The organism is Lentilactobacillus sp., assembly GCF_040773105.1.
Taxonomy (GTDB): Bacteria; Bacillota; Bacilli; order Lactobacillales; family Lactobacillaceae; genus Lentilactobacillus; species Lentilactobacillus parabuchneri.
In genome coordinates, this window is sequence record NZ_JAXGWW010000035.1 from 1 (window position 1) to 15,723 (window position 15,723).

General features: G+C 45.6%; 16 protein-coding genes and 1 pseudogene. 7 read left to right on the plus strand and 10 right to left on the minus strand.

Features of this window, described 5'->3' with window-relative positions:
* A pseudogene (locus AB3112_RS03215) lies at positions 1–521 on the minus strand (Xaa-Pro dipeptidyl-peptidase); the annotation flags it as partial.
* Between the two features lie 286 nt (positions 522–807).
* Positions 808–2,148: a TMEM175 family protein gene (locus AB3112_RS03220; RefSeq protein ID WP_084973132.1), complete on the minus strand. Its 1,341-nt coding sequence runs from the start codon at positions 2,146–2,148 to the stop codon at positions 808–810.
* A gap of 167 nt (positions 2,149–2,315) precedes the next feature.
* Here AB3112_RS03220 and AB3112_RS03225 point away from each other — a divergent pair, with 167 nt between their 5' ends.
* From AB3112_RS03225 to AB3112_RS03245, 5 genes are all read left to right on the plus strand, one after another.
* On the plus strand, positions 2,316–3,143 hold the full coding sequence (locus AB3112_RS03225) for a sugar phosphate isomerase/epimerase (RefSeq protein WP_084973130.1): 828 nt from the start codon (positions 2,316–2,318) through the stop codon (positions 3,141–3,143).
* 28 nt (positions 3,144–3,171) lie between these two features.
* Positions 3,172–3,738, plus strand: coding sequence for a L,D-transpeptidase (locus AB3112_RS03230; RefSeq protein ID WP_084973128.1), 567 nt, complete (start codon positions 3,172–3,174; stop codon positions 3,736–3,738).
* A gap of 111 nt (positions 3,739–3,849) precedes the next feature.
* Positions 3,850–4,479 (plus strand): uracil-DNA glycosylase, encoded by a 630-nt coding sequence (locus AB3112_RS03235; protein WP_084973126.1) that lies wholly within the window; start codon positions 3,850–3,852, stop codon positions 4,477–4,479.
* Positions 4,480–4,553: 74 nt separating this feature from the next.
* A complete protein-coding gene (locus AB3112_RS03240; RefSeq protein ID WP_367333948.1) occupies positions 4,554–5,054 on the plus strand; it encodes a DNA-3-methyladenine glycosylase I in 501 nt (166 codons plus the stop codon).
* A gap of 14 nt (positions 5,055–5,068) precedes the next feature.
* On the plus strand, positions 5,069–5,911 hold the full coding sequence (locus AB3112_RS03245) for a hypothetical protein (RefSeq protein ID WP_367333949.1): 843 nt from the start codon (positions 5,069–5,071) through the stop codon (positions 5,909–5,911).
* A 46-nt stretch (positions 5,912–5,957) separates the two neighbouring features.
* Here the strand turns inward: AB3112_RS03245 and AB3112_RS03250 are convergent, their stop codons facing one another.
* The 8 genes from AB3112_RS03250 to AB3112_RS03285 form a co-directional block, all read right to left on the minus strand.
* A complete protein-coding gene (locus tag AB3112_RS03250; protein ID WP_057910040.1) occupies positions 5,958–6,266 on the minus strand; it encodes a glycine cleavage system protein H in 309 nt (102 codons plus the stop codon).
* A complete protein-coding gene (locus tag AB3112_RS03255) occupies positions 6,250–7,653 on the minus strand; it encodes a lyase family protein (RefSeq protein WP_084998859.1) in 1,404 nt (467 codons plus the stop codon). Before AB3112_RS03255 ends, AB3112_RS03250 begins: the two co-directional genes overlap by 17 nt.
* Entirely contained in the window at positions 7,653–8,708 is a 1,056-nt protein-coding gene (locus tag AB3112_RS03260; protein WP_084973117.1) for a lipoate--protein ligase, read from the minus strand. Before AB3112_RS03260 ends, AB3112_RS03255 begins: the two co-directional genes overlap by 1 nt.
* 139 nt (positions 8,709–8,847) lie before the next feature.
* A complete protein-coding gene (locus AB3112_RS03265) occupies positions 8,848–9,156 on the minus strand; it encodes a glycine cleavage system protein H (RefSeq protein ID WP_084973115.1) in 309 nt (102 codons plus the stop codon).
* A 17-nt stretch (positions 9,157–9,173) separates the two neighbouring features.
* Positions 9,174–10,241: a lipoate--protein ligase gene (locus AB3112_RS03270; protein WP_301518011.1), complete on the minus strand. Its 1,068-nt coding sequence runs from the start codon at positions 10,239–10,241 to the stop codon at positions 9,174–9,176.
* A gap of 114 nt (positions 10,242–10,355) precedes the next feature.
* Entirely contained in the window at positions 10,356–11,201 is an 846-nt protein-coding gene (locus tag AB3112_RS03275; RefSeq protein ID WP_367333950.1) for an aldo/keto reductase, read from the minus strand.
* 58 nt (positions 11,202–11,259) lie between these two features.
* Positions 11,260–12,714 carry a PH domain-containing protein gene (locus AB3112_RS03280; protein WP_084973111.1) on the minus strand — a complete coding sequence of 485 codons (1,455 nt, stop codon included), beginning with the start codon at positions 12,712–12,714 and terminating at the stop codon, positions 11,260–11,262.
* Positions 12,704–13,183, minus strand: coding sequence for a PH domain-containing protein (locus AB3112_RS03285; protein WP_084973109.1), 480 nt, complete (start codon positions 13,181–13,183; stop codon positions 12,704–12,706). The genes AB3112_RS03280 and AB3112_RS03285 overlap by 11 nt, the downstream gene beginning before the upstream one ends.
* A gap of 179 nt (positions 13,184–13,362) precedes the next feature.
* Here AB3112_RS03285 and AB3112_RS03290 point away from each other — a divergent pair, with 179 nt between their 5' ends.
* On the plus strand, positions 13,363–14,577 hold the full coding sequence (locus AB3112_RS03290; protein ID WP_084973107.1) for an MFS transporter: 1,215 nt from the start codon (positions 13,363–13,365) through the stop codon (positions 14,575–14,577).
* A gap of 193 nt (positions 14,578–14,770) precedes the next feature.
* Entirely contained in the window at positions 14,771–15,544 is a 774-nt protein-coding gene (locus tag AB3112_RS03295) for a (S)-acetoin forming diacetyl reductase (protein WP_084973105.1), read from the plus strand.
* The last annotated feature ends 179 nt before the right edge of the window (positions 15,545–15,723 follow it).

A 15,723-nucleotide genomic window follows, 5' to 3' on the forward strand; every position in this document is an offset into this window, starting at 1 on the left:
AAAAATAATGGTTTCTTGAAATTGCTGTCTTGGCAAAATTGATGGTAGTAACCTCTGCCAGCTATGTAATCGATGAGTAATTGGCCGTATTTGTTACGGGTATTCAATAATCTATACCAAGCATCAATCACTTGGTCACGGGACAAAATAGCGGGGACGTCAGCGGTCGGAAGTCCCAGCTTTGCCATAGAGCCGAGCGGATCGCTGAGTGTGAAGTCCAAGCCGTCAAGAAAGCCTAATAATTGAAGGCCAATATTGTAAAATGCTGAACGGGCAACTGAACCGCCACCATTAGTGTAACTGTTGGCGTCCGTATCTTCAGTTGCCATTAAGTTGCGAAGCTTTTCGACTCTGGTGGTTGCCGAGATATTTTCTGAAAAGTATTTTAATAATAAATCACGAAACAGTGCTAAGGGATCAACCAACTTGAGGTTGTTGGCGTCCAAAAAACGGGTGGCCTTCAACTCAGCGATGATTTGGTCATGGGGGGTCGGTATGTAGGCAAACTGATTGATTTTCATTGGAAACCTCCTAAAATGTAATTAATGCCATTATACAAGTTGATTGGTTAAAAGTGACCAGTTTTACTAAAATCATTTAAGGCAAATAGCTGTTAGCTTCCAGAGGATAATTGCTTATGTGGCTGGAAGGTGCTGATGGACCGCGTTTCAACCAGATCATGTGGACAGAAAAAAGGCCTGGGCCAAAACTAACAACTTTTGACTCGGGCCGTTCCTCGTGATTCCCTATTATTCGGATGAACTGTGTCACCAAGTTCTTGTTACACTACAAGCAGCATCGTCAATATTAGTCCTTATTGGTGGGTTCCTTATCGGAATCAGGCTTTGGCTGCGCATCCGGCGTATGATCACCATATTGCTTGGCCTTTTGGGCTAACTTTTGTTTTCGGATCTCTGCTTTGGCATCTTCTCGTTCTGCTTTGTGCTGGGCCTTTTGTTGGCGCTCAGCGATTTTAATTTCTTCTTTGGCCACTCGGCGTTTGGCCTTTGCCTGCCGTTCGAGGTCTTTAGCTGCTTGGCGGGCGGAATCCTTTTCAAGATCCTGCTGTCGCTCAGCCTCCTTAGCTGCCTGCTTGGATTCTTCTTCACGGGCTTTTCGCTTTAACTCGGCTTCTTTAGCTGCTTGTTCGGCGTCGTGCTTTCGTTGATCCTGTTGTTGTTCAGCGACCCGCTCAGCTTGCTTAACTTGATCGTGCTTGATATCCTGTTCCTGCTTGTGATTTTTGTGGGCCTGATCACGATAGGTTTTGGAGGCTTGTTTCATTTGTTTGGCAAATTCTTCCCACTGAGCCTGACGTTGTTTACGGATCGCCTCGGCATCCCCACTACTATTTTGATCGAGTGGATTAATTGGGTTACCGGCACTGTCCGCACCAACTGGATGGTCCAGCCAACCAGTCAGTAGATTTTGGGGATGGCTAGCCGTTTGAGTAGTTCCGTTACCAGGCTGGGCTTGGTTCTGGACGATTTCCCGGAATCGGTTGATGGCGTTTTGAGGCAGCTTCAAATACTGTTGTCGCTGTTCAGTCGTCAATTGAGAAGCATCGTACATTTGTTGGCGATCCCGGCTGCTTAACAGCAGGTAGACGAGTGGATATGGAAGGTAGAACCACAAGACGATTTGTGGGAAAAAATAGGCCAGTACAATCAAGACAACGTTTGAAACAATGTAGATGGTGTTGTGGCGGCCAAAGATCTTGCGATAGAGCTGCCGCATTTTTGACGTGTCAGTATACTCAAAATGCATCACCGAGCTGGTAAGCAGCCGGAAACATGCCGAGACGACGCCCAGTAAAACACCATAGGCCATGACCGGAATCCGAGTCGTATTGCTGGCCATCATGTTTGTGGCCAGTGGTGTCAATGACAATGGGATTAAGAATAAAAAGTCATACAGCATGATTCGATAGGTCATGTCGTCAATTTCATCAAACAACGTCGCGTGCTGATACCACATGTTGGCAACGAAAGCGAAACTAATGACGTAAATACCAATCTGTTTACTTAAAAATATGTAATCTGACCAGTTGTTTTTTAGAACCGGTGTTAAATCCAGCACCATAATGGTCAAGATAATTGCGATAACGGCATCGCTAAATGCATCCAGCCGTGTCTTCAGCTTTTTCATTGAAATTCCCCCAGGACTCAAATTGATAGATCCACTTTATGATTTAAATGTAGCACACTGAACCGCTAGAGGGTTACAAAATGTTTAACAAATTTGCGTTTTCAAACATTTTGCTTGATTCGCGATATAATTGATGTGTTGAACCAAATATGAAATGGGGGATTGTTGTGTTTCCGTATCTTGGGCTCAAGGCCAGCACCAATCGGAACCAAATTGATGAACGACTTCAATATCAGCCGAAAGTGTTTGAGTTCTTCACAACCGCAAATGACATGACGCCTGCTGGTTTGGACCACCTGCGGGCGATGGTCGGCCACGTTCAAGATGCCGGCGTCTATAAAATTGTGATTCATCATCCAATGAGCTATCAAGGTGAACACAATGAGGTCGCTGTTGACCAAACGAGTAATCCAGATGGCTATCAATTTTTGATGACCAGTTCAAAGAAATTAATCGAACTCGCAATTCAAATGGATATTCAGGTGCTGATTCACGGTGCTTATAACTCACCTCAATCCGCAATTTTAAGCAATTATCCCTCGATTGAAGCTGCTCGGAAGGTGACATTTAGTCGACTGGACTATTTTCAATCAATTGGCGGCGAACACGTGATGTTTGAAAACTCGATTTCGCCATTATTTGATTTTGGTGATCCCGAGATTGAACGAGCCGTTATTGAGCACCAATATCGATTGTGTTACGATACCAGTCATGGTTTCATTGTTCTGCACGGCGATAACGCCAAGCTTCAGGCCAGCCTTAAAAATTTGCGTCCTCAAGTGGTCCACTATCATTTAGTGGATTCAATGGGCAAATTTCATGATAGCTTGGAATTGGGCAAAGGGGCGATTGATTGGCAGTCGTTGAAATCAGTCGTGAACGTGAACGCGACGAATATTTTTGAAATCAATTTGAAAGATCAATTTAACAGTCAGGAAATGCGTGCCAGTTATGATTATCTGCGAGCGGCGTGGGGGATGCCGGTGACAGATTGACGTTGTTTGTTAAGAGGGGGACTACATAGTGAAATTTAAAAATGTGATTGCATTAATCTTTGCTTCACTGTTTGTTGTGATGGCCTTGGTGGCCGCGCAGCATTCATTTGCGATTCAAAAGGCGTCCGATTCAACCGGAAGCACTGAGAGCTCTGCTTCTGTTCCTTGGAAGGCGCCATCTGAAAATAAGGCCTATCCAAAGTGGTCTGAGATGCGTAAGCCTTGGATCTACGTGAGTCTTCGGCAGCAAAAAGTATACATTCACGGCAACGGCAAAGTTCAGTACGTGATGAACTGTTCGACTGGGATGCCGACGAGTCCAACGCCGACGGGAACTTACCATATTCAAAAAGAACGTGGTTATTCATTTTATAACGCGAAGTCTCATGAAGGTGCCCACTATTGGGTTTCCTGGCATGATCACGGTGTTTATTTGTTCCATAGCGTCCCAACAAATAAGGCGGGCAAGTACGTGGTTTCCGAAGCTGAGAAACTCGGTGTTCCGGCATCTCACGGGTGTGTTCGATTGTCGATTCCGGACGCCAAGTGGATGTATAAAACAGTTCCGTTTGGCACAAAAGTTGTGATCCACTAAAATTTAGTTGCCTATAAATGAATGAGCGCCTTTAAACAACGGCCGTGGCAGATGTCTCGGCCGTTTTATTATATAATGAAGGTAAATCACGATTGAAAGAAGGCTACCATGATGACACTACATACAATTTTGACACCGGAATGGATTCACCGGGGTAAGCTGATTGCTGCAGAAAATCCTCGTCTGGAAGGCTTCGTCCCGAGTGAAGGCGGTGAAAACCCACGCATTCTGCTATTGGGTGAGGCGCCTGGTGACAAAGAGGTCAAGCTTGGTCGGCCATTTATGGGACCTTCAGGAAAAGAACTCGACCGCTGGTTGGCGTCTTTAGGGCTAAGTCGCGAAGATATTTATATCACAGGAGTGGTCAACTCCCGACCGTTTTCAATTGGAAAGACTGGCCGAAAACGTGATCGGCGGCCCAACCAGACTGAAGTCAAAACGTCGGCACCAATGTTTGATTGGGAGCTGGCGCATTTTCCGGATGTCTTGCTCGTACCGATGGGCAACGCCAGCTTACAACGGTTGTTGGGAAACCAAGCCAAAGTCGGTGACTTGCACGGGCAATTATTAAACCGACCGATTCAGCAGTACAATCAAAAAACCGGTCAATTTGAATTGACTAAAGAAAGTTATCGCATTTTCCCGCTGTATCATCCTTCATATTCCAAGCGATTCAAAAACATGAAAGACATTGTCGACGTCGATTCCCACAAACTCAAGGCATTATTGGCACAATCATAAGCTTAGGCGTTTCCTGCTATCATTTGACGAAAAGGTGTTAACCTGAGAGCAGAATAAAGGGGAGGTTGATGGCCATGGCAGATAAAGTTAATGGTGTTGCACTATATCACTCGTTATTTGGAACCCAAATTCACGACTCGCGGGTTTTGTTCGAGATGTTAACGGTCAATGTTTTTCAACCTGGATTGAATTGGCGGGTCGCCGCAAGCAAGATTCCGGTGTTTGATAAAGTGTTCAAGCATTTTGATGTTAATGAAATCGTTAAGCTGAATGAAGCGGATCTTGAAGCTTTGGAGGCCCATCCTGAGATGATTCGTAATCCTCGAAAGATTCGGGCTGTCGTCCAAAATGCCAGGGCAACCATTGATTTATCACCGGAGTTCAAGGATCTGGCGGATTATTTGTGGTCATTTAAGCCCAAGGACGATGTTGTCAAAGGGACATTGACGCAAGATTCAAAGACATTGGGCGCTGAAGTTGCTAAAGACATGAAAAAACGGGGCTTTACATTCGTTGGCCCGACTACGATGGAACTGCTGCTGATTGGCAGTGGAATTTTAAAACATGAAGATTGACTGGGGGCGGCGCCATGCATGCAATCAAATTAACAATCACAATTGTTTCGACAATGTTATTCGGCCTTATTTTGGGTGGCGCGGCAAATGCCGATTCCATGACGCCACCAAAGAATGCCCAGATCGATTTTTACTTTTATCGAACCAAGGTGCCGATTAAGACGACGATTGGCTTAACGGATCCCCAGTCGAACCGTTATGTCAGCAAAGCAATCACGATTCCGAAAAACACGGTTGTTGCTGGGCACCCGACATTCGTCAAAGACCACCGGATTAAAACGATTGCGATTGATGCGACAGCCTTGAGTTACCACGTTAAGAAAACGGCCGATCGTTCGGGTTATTTCTTTGAACAACTGCAGGACTTTACCGGCGATATTCCGTACTCTAAGGCCAAGTTTATAACGGCTAAACGACCGGGATACATGCCACAGGCAAGCAATGGGAACTTATTTGCCGGAACAGTGCCGAAGAGTTTTCCCAATGCATTTCAAAGTAATAAGCTGGCGGTGACCACGGATGGTTATGTCGAAACCTATCCATACAGTTCGACGCGCTTACCGGAAGGCTTTTTGAACCGACCGGCAGGAGTTGCAAAAATTACCAAGTATCAACGCCGTGGCCAAAAGACATTCTTATACTACCACGCTCATTTGAAAGGCGTGCATGATGTCCGTATCAAAAAGACCGGCAAGGCCCGTTATCGATTGACCATCTCAGGGCCAAATCGAATGCAGACGCAAACGGTTTGGGATGGCGGCAAGCAGGCATTTGTTGCGAACGTTTATTATCATGACTATATAGTTGGAAATCAAAAGTTTTATACCGAAATCGGCGAAAAGGGAATTGACAGTTGAGTCAATTCCCTTTTTCAGTGGCGTCTATATTGAAAGCTTACCGGGGTTAAAATAATTCAATAATCCAGTTGCTATCTTGATCATCATTGTTTAATAATTCGGGGTGCTCCAATAAGGCTGAGTTGACTTTGGCAACCTTGCCAGCCTTTGGTGAATGCACTTCCGTGACGGCTTTGGCACCCTCAAATGAGAGAATCACGTCGCCATCTTGGACTTCGCTCAAGTCCTTAGGGAAGGCGGCAAACGAAATTTCACCAATTTCACCGCGGGCCAAATCGTTCAGTCCAATTCGGGTGTGACCGTCCTTGGTTTCTGTTTGCCATAAGTACTTTGAATCATCAATTTTTTGTGCCATATGAATCTTCCTTTCGTTGATCGTTAGTTAAGTGTCGTTTTGAATAGAGCTCAAGAATTGTATCTGTCTTGGCGATAGCGTTACCGACGTGGCCACTAGGGGTCATTAAGCTGTCTAAGTCGGCATGAGTGAGGTATTTACTGATAGTTGAATCGGAATAAAATAGCTGTTTCAGCGGGATTTCTAGGTCATCGGCTTTTGCACGTAACGCCACCAACAAGTCGTGGGCATTCTCGCGTCCCATGGATTTGGCCAGCTTCATCATGAGCGCACCGGAATACATCGTCCCATCGTCGGCGGCTAAATTTTTCAGCATCCGTTGCGGGCTAAACTTGCCAAATTTGAGAATATTGATGGCATAGTTTAATTGCCCGGACAGATACATGGTCATCTCGGGTAAAGCGACATATAGATCTCGCCAAACGGTGGTATCTTTTTCACCATCAACGCCCATGGTATCGTACATCAAGCCCATTTCATTACGGATAACCGTCGCTAAGTTGACCACTGCTTCAACCATGTAGGGGTTCCGAACGGTTGGCACGACAGTGGAACCCTGCCGGCCGGGGGCATAGCCTTCCTGAAATTCGCCGACGATCGTTTCGCTCATGTACAGCAGATTCTTGCCGAGCCGGCCAATCACTTGGGCAATCATGGTTTCCACGTGACTGTATTCCGTGAACCGCTCCCGTTGGGTGTGCCAATACATCTCTGGGGTGGCTAGTCCCAAGTGTTCACAAAAATCATGTTCAATTTCGCGGTAGTCGGAACCGAGCATCGAAGACGTCCCGTCCGCGCCTGCCAAGCTGCCGGCGAAGGTAAATGGGCCAAGTGAGTCCAATTTCGTCATCAAATGATCCAGTTCATTCAACACGATGCCCAGCTTAAACCCTAACGTCGTCGGCGCAGCGAACGTCTTGTGGGCAACGGCAGCCGTGATGGTTGTCTTGTACTTCTCGCAAAGCTGATATAAGACATCCCCCAATTGGCGAAGATAATCTTTTAGGACGGCATCGGATTGTTTCAACTGCAGGACAAAGGCCGTATCCTCGATGTCTTCACTCGCCGCGCCGAAATGAACGTACTGGCCGCTTTCATCATCAAATAACGGCTGGACGACTTTGACAAATCCTGCCAGAAAATGGCCGGCCCTGGCCGATTCAATTTTTAATTGGCGCAGGTCAATGTTATCAAAAACAAGTTTAGCTGAAATTTCATCGTAGGCCTTCTTGGGGATTCGCCCGTTCTTAGCCATTGCATAGGCGACAGCGACCTCCGCTTGGCAGATAACTTTGACCCGATTTTCGTCGGACCATATCTGCCGCATTCTTGCAGTCGAGTACCCGTTTTGGTTAAAAAGGGAGCCTAACATTTCGCCACTGGTCATTAATTCACCTCCCGAAATTGCTTGTCTAACATAAGTTCGGCCATCTGTTGGGGTGAAATTTGGCCGATATTATCACTTAGATGACTGATCCGAAACGCTTCAACTAAACTGTCTTCTCGGAAAGGCACCCCGGTAATCTGGTCTTCAATTGCGTGAAGATCGCCATTGGCCTTGTTAAAGTCACCAAAAATTCTGGCGTGGGTGATAATGCCGTCATTAACGGAAAAGCTAATTTCGATTGTTCCAAGACCGTCAAAATGTTCCCCGTGAAAGAAGTCATCGTCGCGTTTGGTTCCCATGATAAAGTCAGGGTCGTTAAACTTGCCGCTGGCGATTTTTTCGACTTCCTGCCAATCGGATGCCGTCATTTTATAGGTCGGAATTGAGGCAAGGTCATCGGTGGAAAAGACCTCTTTTAACATCAATTCCTTGATGCCGGCGAAGGTGATGTCTCGATACTTTGGCAAGAAGTACTGCCGAATGTTAGTCACTCGACTATGCACTGATTTAACACCCTTTGACTTTAATTTGGTTTTGGGTGGGGTCAGCGCTTTAGCCGCACGGTCCAAATCGACATCGATCATTAATGTGCCGCCGCAGGAAAAGCGATTGCCAATCTTGAGTGATGACATGCCAGAGAATTTTTTGCCGTCAACGGTCAAATCATTTCGTCCGGTCATTTCAGCGTTGACACCCATTTGATGCAATACGTTGATTGCGGGTGTCGCGTACTTCTTGAAGTTTAAGTAGTCTGTGCCGTCATCGTTGTCCACAAAAGCGTATGTCAGGTTACCATGGTCCACATACACGGCACCGCCACCGGCTGCCCGTCTTGATAAATGAATGTGCTGTTGTTTGATGTAATCTAAATTCACTTCTGAATAGGCATCCTGATTGACGCCCAGCACGACTGACGCCTCAAACGGCCGCGAAAAGTGGAAGATGGTATCGGTAAATTGATCGGCAGTAATAAAAAATGTCGATAAGCTGCCGCCAACTCCGGGTTTTCGTAGGTGTTGCTGTGAAATTGGATCTGATAAATCAACAAATAAAATGAGTTTGCCCTCCTTTTCAAATAGACTTGGTAGCGATTACATAAAAATAGTATAGCATGGGGTTAATGAATTGCAAAAGGCGACGGGCATCACGTGTACTCACATGAAGCCCGTCTTATCGTTAGTTAAATCGATTTAGCTAAAAAAGTTCCACAATCCAAGTTTTGTCCCGATTATCTTCGTTTAATAACTCAGGATGTTCGATCAAATCGGAGTTAATCCTGGCAACCTTGCCGGCAACCGGAGTGTGAATTTCAGTAACGGCTTTGGCACCCTCAAATGAAAGAATTGGGTCGCCGTCTTCGACTTGTGTCAATTTTTCCGGGAATTCAGCGAAGGTGACTTGACCAATTTCATTTCGAGCCAGATCGTTCAATCCAATTCGGGTGTGACCGTCATCTGTTTTGTCTGTCCATGAGTACTTTGAATCATCTATTTTATCTGCCATGTGAATCATCCTTTCCATTACTTAAGATCGTAGTTATCTTTAACCATCATTTCAGCCAGTGCTTCAGGGTCAACGTTGCCAATATTTTCTTTGACGTGACTTGTTCGGAAGGCTTCTGTCAAGCTGGCTTTGGCAAACGGAACGTTGGTAATGTTGGCCTCAATTGCCTTTAGGTCACCATTTGGGTTGTTGAAATCGCCATAGATTTTGGCGTGGGTAACGACGTCATTTTGAACCGAGAAGCTGATTTCAACCGTGCCGACACCATCAAAATGGCGACCGCGGAAGTAATCATCATTTGGTTTTTCGCCCATGACAAAGTCGTCGCCGGTGTAAGCTTTATCGGCAATTGCCAAAACGGCTTTCCAATCATCATCCGTCATCGTGTAAGTCGGGATATCACGGAGATCAGAGGCGTGAAAGACCTGAAGTAAAATCCGATTCTGCAATTCTTCCATCGTGATATTTTTATATTTTGGATCAAAGAATTGGCGGATGTTGGTGACCCGACTGTGAACCGATTTGATACCTTTCGACTGCAATTTTGCTTTGGGTGGGGTCAGTGCCTTGGCAGCTGCTGCCAAATCGACATCGACCATTAAGGTGCCGCCGCATAAGAAACGGTTGCCGATCTTTAAGGCAGACATTCCTGAAACTTTTTTGCCGTCAACGGTCAAATCATTTCGACCAGTCATTTTGGCATCAATCCCCAGCTTTTTGAGGGTGGAGATAACGGGCTGAGCGTAACGTTTGAAGTCACCGCAGTTGGTGCCATCGTCGTTGTCGATGAAGGTATAATTCAAATCACCAGGGTCAACAAAGACCGCGCCACCGCCGGAAAAACGGCGAGATAGTTGAATATTATGCTCATGAATAAAATTCAAATTAACTTCAGAAAAGACGTCTTGATTCAGACCAATTACGACAGCAGGCTGTGGTGGTCGCGAAAAAAAGAAAATTTGTTCGGTAAATTTGGAACTTGTGATGAAAAAATTGGCCAAACTGTCGACGATCTTTGGCCCATTGAGGCGTTTTTCCCCATTTGAAATATCTATATACCTAATAATAATCAGCTCCTTTATCAAAGTAAGCGGTTACAAATTCCCCTAAATAAAAATGCAGTTGGACGTTATTCGCCTAACTGCATTGTAACCCATTCCGATTAACGGAGCGAGTTTGTGTATTTACTTTTTTAGTATTTATCTCATATCCAATGGTTGCTTACTGCTTGGCTTAGGAAATTGCACATCCAGCTGGGCGAGTTCGTTGGCTGTCAGCGTGATGTTTGCCGCCAAGACATTATCAACCGTGTGCTTTGGATCGTTTGACTGGGGGATGGCGATGGTATTTCCATCACGGATCGCCCAAGCCAAAATGATTTGCCAAGCGGAAGCAGAGTGGTTCGCTGCAATTTGCTTGACAACGGGATCGGCAGTCAACCGGCCGCGTTGATCGCCGGCAGCCACGGGAGTATACGCGATTAACGGAATCTTTCGCTCTCGCATCCATGGTAACAAACTATATTCAATGCCACGACTGCCGAGGTTGTACAAGTCTTCATTAGCAGCGACCTGGTCGGCATTGGGCAGTTCGAGCAACTCTTCCATATCAGAAATGTCAAAGTTGGAGACACCCCAGTGCTTGATCTTACCCTTGGTTTGCATCTGCTGAAGGGTCAAAATGGTTTCACTCAGCGGAATCGCCCCACGCCAATGGTAGAGGTATAAGTCGAAGTAGTCGGTCCCAACTTGCTTGAGACTGGTGTCCAGGCTGTGCTCAAGACGAGAAGCCGAAGCATTTGACGGCAGCACCTTATCGATAATGAAAAGCTCATCGCGGTTCGTCCCTTTGATTGCTTCTCCAACCAAGCGCTCACTGCGACCATTACCATACATCTCTGCCGTATCGATCACGCGGGCTCCGGCAGCAATGCCGTCTTTAAGTGCCTTAATCTCGGTTTCCCGGGTTGCGGTATTATCGCCCATATGCCAGGTCCCAAGACCAATGGCAGGGACATTTGAATCTCCAATGGTGACTTCTCTCATAGATTAAACCTCCTAAAAGTCGTTTGTTTATCAGTATACTGCTTAATCACATTAACTGTTACCTGATTTTTAACCAATTAAAAATTTCTTTACCGGATTCTTCAGGCAAATAGCGAATTTCAATCAGTTCGTTTTGATTGCCGTGGCGCACGTTGACGCGGATGTGGGCAAGCTTGGAGTGCGTCATCCAAATCGATTGAACAAATAAAAATGACTGCACATTTTTGTGGGGGATGACGTATTGGGAACGGGTGAACCAGTGGCCGTTTTGGAGAACCAGCTGACCATCCAAAATTTTCCATCCGGTGTTATTGCCGGAATACCAGCCCAGCAAAATGGCAATTAAGAATAAGGGTGTGCTCAGTAAGCCCCGGTCCTTGAAGAAATACAGACACGGAAGAATAACGATCAGGCTCATGAGTGACGCATTTCGGATAAAGTACCAGTAGCTGCGGCGACTTAAGCGCGCCATCCCGCTCAACTGATGGGGTGCCCAATTGACAAATCTGGAAGTCGTCGAAAAGGCGGTTTGCGTTTTAACCACTGGCAGAATCATTAAATCATTGCCCTTTTCGTCGTCACCTGCGGAGGATGCTGCAAGTGCTTGGACAGTGGATAGTCTTAGCCACTGACGAATCACGTTTTGCTTGATACGCAGTGCTTGAATGCGGGCGATTGGAATAGTTACAGCGTTGCGTTGAAAAAGGCCTTGCTCGGTTTTTAATTGGGTGTTGTCGGAATTAATCCGGAATTTATAATACTTTTGAACGATGGTCAGATACGAGCCGGCAATACTGAGTAGAACGATTAAAATACCCACCGTCATGATAATGATTGCTGATTGGTGAATCAGTTTTGAGGCAACCGAATCAATCACGTTTTCTGGAATTGCTTCTTGGATTTTACCAAACAACACAAATATAGCACCGATAATTGGGAAAATGCCAAGCGAGGTGAGGGCAAATAAATTCAGCTCACGTGGGTCGATTGTGTAATCGGCAACCGTCTTAAAAGTGTTGTTGTCGCCTTGATCTGGCTCACTGAAAACGGCATTTGACTGCGTTTTTCCAAGTCGTTTTCTTTCAATTTCTGCTCTGACTCGTTCATTAACCAAGGGAAGAACCGCTTCTGGTGCTTTTTCGTCGTGGCCAGCCGTTTCAATCTGCAGCTTTTCCAAATGAAAGGGAACCAGGAAAAACCATTGGGTATGCTGAATGGTTTGGATGCGGCCGTACGGAATATGGGTGTGCTTTTTGACAAAGACACCGGTGTTGATGGTCAGCATCTCATCATCAAATTCAAAGGTGAAAAACCAATATTTGATGCCGTATAAGCCAAGAATGATTAAGAGTAAGCCACCGAATTCAACTATTGGGTCAATCCCGATTTCCTGCGACAAATTGGTAATGGGGCTGAGGCTTAAAAAGATGAGGATGAGCGTGTCCCAGGTATGGTGAAATAAAAAATAGCCGATAGATAATGGATTTAAGTGTTGACGATTATTAGACGTCATTTTCGCCCACCTCCACCGCCAATTTCATGATTTGTTTACGGAGTTGTTCGCCGACGGCCGGTTCAACACCGTCAATCTTATGGGAAGTCGAGGCAGTGGTAATGCGGATTTCCTGCAGCTTTTGAAATTGTAAAATTGGCCCGGCCGATAACGTAACGTCCTGGACTCTGGCGATTGGAATCGAAATTAATTTTCGAAAAATAAAGCCGGAACGCAATTCAACCGCATCATCGGTCAGAGTGTACAACCAAAAGGAATAACGGTATGGGACCAGGGTCAGTTCAACGATCAGGTCAATGACGGCAACCACAAAAAAGAAATCGGCAGCGTAAAAGAGCCATTGATAGTGGAAAAAATGGTAACCAATCATGGCACCGAGGCCGACGACCGCAGCCAACAGTGCGTTTAAAACGGCTGAAATGCGCCAGACGGTCTTAATTTGTTTGGGGAGATGAGATGATTCGTTCACGATGATTACCTCCTTGAATAAGCGCACCAATATGGATAATTGCCTTAAGTTTACAAAACAATTGGTTATTTTACCATGGATTAATTCTACATTAATTAAGTATTATGGTGGACATAATAGTATTTATAGCGTTATACATATTTTTATGCTTTTAACGAAAAACGAAAGGGGGCCATCATTTGTCGAAAAAGGTGAGAAACGCGATAATTGTCCTGATATTTGGAAACTTTTTGGTATGTATTGGAATGAGTCTGATTTTTCCGGTTATGCCGTTCATCAAGAACGAACTGCATTTGTCCGCCACCGACATGGGGATCATGAACTCGCTGTTTGCCATCGCGCAATTGGTGGCTTCCCCAATTGTCGGCCAGCTGTCTGATAAGATTGGCCGAAAACCAATCTTGGTGTCTGGACTGTTACTTTACATGCTGTCTGAAGTCTTATTTGCGATGACCAACTGGTTGTGGATGTTTGATATTTCCCGGACGATTGGTGGCTTATCGGCCGCAATGGTGGTCCCGACCACTAATGCGCTGGCGGCTGATTTAACGACACCAAGACAACGGGCCCGAATTATTGGACTGCTTTCAGCGGCCTTCAGCGGGGGCTTGATTCTGGGTCCTGGTATTGGTGGGATCCTTGCCAAGTTTGATTACAAGACACCATTTTGGTTTGCGGCAGTTTTGGGACTGCTGAGTATGATTTCATTGTGGACCATGCTGCCAAATGAAAAAGAGATTGAAAAAATTGCGGCCAACCACCCGGTGCCAGCTCAAAGCCGACCACCTAAGCGGGCTTCATGGACCCAGGCGAAGAAACTATTTTCAGGGCCCATGGGATTGTTATTCTTGTTGATTCTGATTTCCTCATTTGGGCTTGTCGGTTTTGAAAGTATTTACAGTCTGTACGTAAATGAAGTTTTTGGTTTCACCATGGGCAATATTGCGCTGGTATTAACGTTAAACGGGGTAACGTCATTGACATTTCAGGCGCTTTTGTTTGACCGGCTGGTTGTCTGGCTGACTGAAAAACGATTAATTCGATACTGCTTCTTGCTTTCATTTTTAGGCACCGGCTGGATTATTCTGGCCCATTCCAAATTAGAAGTCATTATTGCCACCTTGATTGTCTTTACCGCCTACGATCTCATACGACCGGCGATTACCACTTTGCTGACAAAGGCTAGTGTGACCAAGCAGGGGCTGATCAACGGGGTTAATATGTCGTTGACCAGTGTCGGCAATATTGTTGGCCCGATTGTATCTGGGGCCTTACTGGACACCAGCTATCACTTACCATACCTTGTCGTGATCGTTTTCCTATTTATCTCGTGGGTGATGACGTATTGGATTCGGGACCATTTCTCAGTTAATTTGAATAGTGAAACGGATTGAGGTTTTGTGGCGATACGAACGTCACCGGCCTTGTTCTTATCATACTTAACAGCCTGAACGGAGAATGCTCTGATCAGGTTGTTTTTTATTTTCCAAATTAAAAATAGTTTTTGTATACGACATGATTAAAATCAGGTACAATGAAAACGTATACAAGATATACACAAATGATTTTCAAATGGAGGTAACAATTATGGCAAAACAAGTTGCATTCGTTACTGGAGCAGGTCAAGGAATCGGTGAAGCAATCGCGACTCGACTGCATGATGATGGGTTTAGAGTGGCTGTTGTTGATTTGAATATTGACAATGCTGAAAAAGTGGCTAAGAAGCTTTCACCTGATGGATCAGAGGCAATTGGCATCAAGGCTGATGTTTCTGACCGCGATTCGGTATTCGCTGCAGTTGACAAAGCCGTTGATACGTTCGGCGACTTCAACGTAATTGTTAACAACGCTGGTTTGGGACCAACAACGCCAATTGACACAATTACCCCGGACCAATTTAAACTCGTATATGGCGTCAATGTTGGGGGTGTTTTATGGGGTGCACAAGCAGCTCATCAAGCATTTAAGAAGTTGGGTCATGGTGGCAAGATTATTAACGCAACTTCACAAGCTGGGGTTGTCGGTAACCCGAACCTGGCATTATACTCAGGAACTAAATTTGCGGTCCGTGGAATTACCCAAGTGTTGGCCAGAGATTTGGCTGAAGAAGGAATCACGGCAAACGCATACGCACCAGGTATCGTAAAGACACCAATGATGTTTGATATTGCGCATCAAGTAGGAAAGAACGCCGGCAAGGATGATGAATGGGGAATGCAAACATTCGCTAAGGACATTGCCCTGAAGCGTTTGTCCGAACCAGAAGATGTAGCAGCTGCCGTATCATTCTTAGCAGGAAAAGATTCAAATTATGTAACGGGCCAGACGCTGATTGTGGATGGCGGAATGCAATTTCAGTAAAAGTGTGCGACGAGACCTGTTTGGACCCGGAGTAAAAGGAGAAGTCGGCAATGATGAACGGTTCTTGTTCATCGTTGTCGGCTTTTTCTTGTACAGTAGGGCCCTGGGTCGTCGGAGCATAGCTCGGAGGCTGAAGGGAGCAGTAAATAAAATAAGCGCACTCATTCTTGTGGCATCAT

Bases quoted from the DNA above. Each gene is read 5' to 3' on its own strand.
- AB3112_RS03220 (WP_084973132.1), bottom strand. From the start codon at position 2,148: ATGAAAAAGCTGAAGACACGGCTGGATGCATTTAGCGATGCCGTTATC.
- AB3112_RS03235 (WP_084973126.1), top strand. From the start codon at position 3,850: ATGACACTACATACAATTTTGACACCGGAATGGATTCACCGGGGTAAG.
- AB3112_RS03240 (WP_367333948.1), top strand. From the start codon at position 4,554: ATGGCAGATAAAGTTAATGGTGTTGCACTATATCACTCGTTATTTGGA.
- AB3112_RS03245 (WP_367333949.1), top strand. From the start codon at position 5,069: ATGCATGCAATCAAATTAACAATCACAATTGTTTCGACAATGTTATTC.
- AB3112_RS03250 (WP_057910040.1), bottom strand. From the start codon at position 6,266: ATGGCACAAAAAATTGATGATTCAAAGTACTTATGGCAAACAGAAACC.
- AB3112_RS03255 (WP_084998859.1), bottom strand. From the start codon at position 7,653: ATGACCAGTGGCGAAATGTTAGGCTCCCTTTTTAACCAAAACGGGTAC.
- AB3112_RS03265 (WP_084973115.1), bottom strand. From the start codon at position 9,156: ATGGCAGATAAAATAGATGATTCAAAGTACTCATGGACAGACAAAACA.
- AB3112_RS03275 (WP_367333950.1), bottom strand. From the start codon at position 11,201: ATGAGAGAAGTCACCATTGGAGATTCAAATGTCCCTGCCATTGGTCTT.
- AB3112_RS03280 (WP_084973111.1), bottom strand. From the start codon at position 12,714: ATGACGTCTAATAATCGTCAACACTTAAATCCATTATCTATCGGCTAT.
- AB3112_RS03295 (WP_084973105.1), top strand. From the start codon at position 14,771: ATGGCAAAACAAGTTGCATTCGTTACTGGAGCAGGTCAAGGAATCGGT.